The sequence below is a fragment of the Pseudomonas sp. CM27 genome (genome assembly GCF_013179515.1).
Classification (GTDB): domain Bacteria; phylum Pseudomonadota; class Gammaproteobacteria; order Pseudomonadales; family Pseudomonadaceae; genus Aquipseudomonas.
In genome coordinates this window covers 1-3,731 of the sequence record NZ_JABMCN010000373.1, presented here as the reverse complement: position 1 = coordinate 3,731, position 3,731 = coordinate 1, and the positions used below count along the sequence as shown (strand labels likewise).

The window sequence follows — 3,731 nt, the reverse complement described above, 5'->3', positions numbered from 1 at the left end:
GGTGGCGGCGAAGGTCAGGCCGACGTTGAAGTTGGCCGCGTTGTAGTCGCTGTTCGAGATCGACTGCCAGTCGCCGCCATCGGGCTTGATCTTGCTTTTGCGGGCAAACTGGTCGGACACTGAGAACGACATGCTCATTTTCTCGTTCAAAGCAAAGGCGATACCACCGCCGATCTGCCAGGAATCACCCAGCTTGACGTCGCCAGGCACCTTGCTGTTGACCTGCGGGCTGATGTCGCTGAACGAGTCTTCCATGTTGTAGGTGTACGACAGGCTGCCGAACAGCACGGCCGGGTCGAAGGTCTTGACCAGCGAGATGCCCGGGGTGATCGACCATACCCCGTTGCCGGTCGGCAGGCTGTCCGGTACCGCCAGGTTACTGTTGCCATCGACCTCGCGTAGCTTGATGCCATACGGGTCCTTGCCGGTCGGTGCCTTGATCCGCAAGGTGGCGACGGCGTCTGGCCAAGTTTCCGACTCGTCGAGGAACTTGTAGGCAACCCCGACGTTGACGTCGCCGATTTCCGGGTCGCGGGTGACGGTTGCGTCAGAGGTACTCGCCCCGGCGCCACCGGCCCCTCCGGAGGAATACGTCGACTCGCGGTAGACCACGGGTACGTTGATGTCGAACTGCCAACGCTGCGCCAGGTTGTAGCGCGCCGTCATGTCCAGGGTCCAGTTGTCGGCCTTGATGCGGTCCAGGTTGATGCTGCCGAGGAAGATCGAGTCCAGTGCCAGAAAGCCGTTCAGGGTCAAGGCGCGGGTGTCGTAGTGGGTATAGGTGACGCCGGTTTCGAAGCTGAACTTGCCGCCGCCGAAGAAGCCGCTGGCCTCGTCATACAGGTTGGACACGCTTTGCGCCGGCTCGGAGTCGGCCGTCAGCGCCTGTCCATACGAGCTGCCGCTGGTGCCCGGCGCGCCGGAAGCCACGGTCTGCGCACCCTTGACGCCTTCTGCCGGTGACTTGACCAGGCGCTTGGGCGCCGCTGCGGCAGGGGCCTCCTCAACTTGGCGCACGCGCTGTTCCAGCACCATCAGCGCTTGCTGCTGGGCCTCGTAGCGGCGTTTTAGCTCGATCAGTTCCTGTTTGAGGGCCTCGACCTGAGGGTCGGCAGCTGCGTACAGCATGGTGGCCGGGGCCAGGGTAGTCAGACACACGAAAGCGCGAAGCGTTAAAGATCGGTGCATGGAGTTGCCGTCCCTTCCAACTGCTTTTGATGAGACTGAGCGTAGATCAGTATCCGAATGTGCGAAGACCTTTGAGCTGGTCGAGGCTTCCGTTCAGCGAAGCGGCGGTTGGTACGCTCTCGCGCATGACCACATTGAGGGAGGTGAGGTTGTTGACGCGGTTGCCGTTGCCCAGCAGCGTGGAGTTCTGCATCAGGCCACCCTGGGCCAGCCGCTGCACGCTGCTGCCCTGGTTGTTGCTGGCATTGATGTTGAATTGCACGCCGACGCCGCTGGCGGAGACGCTGAGCGCGCCTGCGCCGTTTTCACCCGTCAACGTCTGCCCGGCGGCCAGCGCCTGGCCCTGCGGTTGCGCTACGGGCGCCTGGTTGGCCTTGGTGACATTGATGTCGACGTTGTTGTAGGCGGTGTTGTTGTCGCCCGCAGCGCGTACCACCTGGGTGACGCCTTCGGTGGTGTTGAGCCCGCCGCCTCCGGTCACGCTACCGGTACCGGGCGTCGCGGCCGGGGCCGAGGAGGAGCCCGTGGCTTTCTCGTCGATCATCGACACATAGAACTGTGGCCTGATGGTCGACTGCTGCACCTGCATCGTGCTGGTCGCGCCAATCACGTCCCCTTTGGCGTTCTGCCAGGTGCTGCTCATGACAATGCCGAAACTCACGATCCGCCCCGGCATTACATAGCGGCCACGCAAGCTCGCCAGCTCCTGATCTTTCAGTTCGATGGGTTTGAACGTTTCAGCATGGATTGGCAGGCTGGCTGCGAGGCAAGCCACTGCGAGCCAGAGTGGGTTCTTCATGGGATGCTCCCGGAGCGTCATGCCCTTATCGTTAGAAGAGTCGTTAGAAGAGTCGTTAGAAGAAGTCGCTTTTGATGAAACCGAAGTCCAGCAGCTCTGCGTCCTGCACTGGGGTGAAGTTGTTCACTCGGCCCCTGGCGGTCAGTGGCAGCGGCGGGTCGAGCAGGATGTTGTTCTTGTCATACCCCTGTCCGATCACGGCGAAGATGATGCCGTTCCAGCCCTTGAGAAAGTCCTCGACCTTGTAGCGCCGGTGGCCCAGTACCGGGTCGCCGACATACACCCAGCCCTTGTCGACCTTCTGCATGACCACGAAGTGCTTGTAGCCACGCACATCCATCAGCACCACGACCGGGATGCGCACGTTGTTCAGCGTTTCGGGCGCTACCCGGTAGCCGCGGGCACGCATGCCCAGGCTTTCCACATAGCGTTTCATGTCGAGCATCGAGAAGCCCTGGGTACGCACCAGGTCCTGGTCGGCGTGGGCCAGCATGCCCTCGATGATGTGTTGTTCGTCCACGTCCAGCCAGTAGGCCTGGCGCAGGATGGTTGCCAGCGCGGCGGCGCCGCAGCTGAAGTCGGTCTTCTGTTGCACCAGGTCGGCGAACTTGCGCTCGCGCACGCTTTGCAGGGGTTTGAACACTACGGCGCCGCCCGGTAATACGGACAGCGGCATTTGTGCAGCTTCGCTCACGCTGGCCAGGCACAGCAAAAACGCCAAGGCGATAATGCGCATGATCGGATGCCTTTCGGTTCAGTTGAAGAAAGGCCCCCCGAAGGGGGCCTCGAGCGCAGCGTTTAGAACGAGGTGTTGGAGATGGCCAGCGAGTTGCTTTGCTGGTTGCCCACACCGGCTGCCACGTTCACGCCCAGGTTGCCGCTGCCGCCATTCACCGAACCGCTAAGGGTTGCAGTGTTGGTAACAGGGTTGGCCCAGCCGGTCGGGGTCAGCACTTGGAAGGACACGGTATTGCTCAAGTCGTAAGCGCTGCTTTCGCTGTAGCTCTTGGCAACGTCGTTCGAGGATTGCGAGGATTTCTCGCCAGACTTTTCATACGCCGATTCCGATGCATTGGCGTAGGACGACTCGTGCGCCTTCTCATACGACGAATCGCGAGACTTGTCGTAGGCAGATTCGCGAGTCTTGTCGTATGACGAGTCGCGAGAACGGTCGTAGGAAGAGTCACGCGACTTGTCGAACGACGAGTCGAAAGCCTTCTCGAACGATGCGTCGAACGAGCTGTCACGCGACCGGTCCACGTCCACATTGAGCGACGCGTTGAGTGAGCCATCGAAGCTGTCGGTGCGAGTACGTTCGCGACGACCGTCATCGGTGCTTACGGTGCGAGTAGCATCGGCTGCGGCTGCCAGGGTGGCATTCAGGCTGGAGCTGCTTGAGGAACTGGCAGTGGCGTTAGCCGAGCCACTGGCATTCCAGCTATTGGAGCCGCTTGCATTGGAGCTATTGGACCCGCTGGCATTGGAGCTGTTGGAGCCGCTGGCGCTGGAGCTATTGGAACCGCTGGCGTTCATGCTGCTCGAGCCACTGGAATTCCAGCCACTGGAGCCGCTTGAGCTTGCGCTCTGCGCACCGGCGACGCTGAAGCTCGAGGAAGAGCTGCGGTCATCGGATGAGTTGAACGTGCCTTCACGTGAGCTCGAGCCGCTTTTCGAGGTGGTGAAGGTCAGCGTGTCCACACGGTAGGTGCGGTCGGCACTGTTGTTCACGATCAGGCCTGGGCCG

The 3,731-nt window shown here is 61.5% G+C and carries 3 protein-coding genes and 1 pseudogene; all 4 read right to left on the bottom strand.

Features of this window, described 5'->3' with window-relative positions; genetic code table 11:
- Positions 1-1,188, bottom strand: a 1,188-nt coding sequence (locus HP547_RS27890; protein WP_172288679.1) for a hypothetical protein, incomplete at its 3' end; no start/stop codon positions are given.
- 46 nt (positions 1,189-1,234) lie between these two features.
- Positions 1,235-1,987 carry a hypothetical protein gene (locus tag HP547_RS27885; protein WP_172288677.1) on the bottom strand — a complete coding sequence of 251 codons (753 nt, stop codon included), beginning with the start codon at positions 1,985-1,987 and terminating at the stop codon, positions 1,235-1,237.
- Positions 1,988-2,042: 55 nt separating this feature from the next.
- Positions 2,043-2,723, bottom strand: a complete 681-nt coding sequence (locus tag HP547_RS27880) for a C39 family peptidase (RefSeq protein ID WP_172288675.1) — start codon at positions 2,721-2,723, stop codon at positions 2,043-2,045.
- Positions 2,724-2,785: 62 nt separating this feature from the next.
- Positions 2,786-3,731, bottom strand: a pseudogene (locus HP547_RS27875) (heme utilization protein); the annotation flags it as partial.

What these genes read in the sequence shown, in the direction of transcription:
- HP547_RS27880 (WP_172288675.1), bottom strand. Translation starts at nt 2,723, where the DNA reads ATGCGCATTATCGCCTTGGCGTTTTTGCTGTGCCTGGCCAGCGTGAGC.
- HP547_RS27885 (WP_172288677.1), bottom strand. Translation starts at nt 1,987, where the DNA reads ATGAAGAACCCACTCTGGCTCGCAGTGGCTTGCCTCGCAGCCAGCCTG.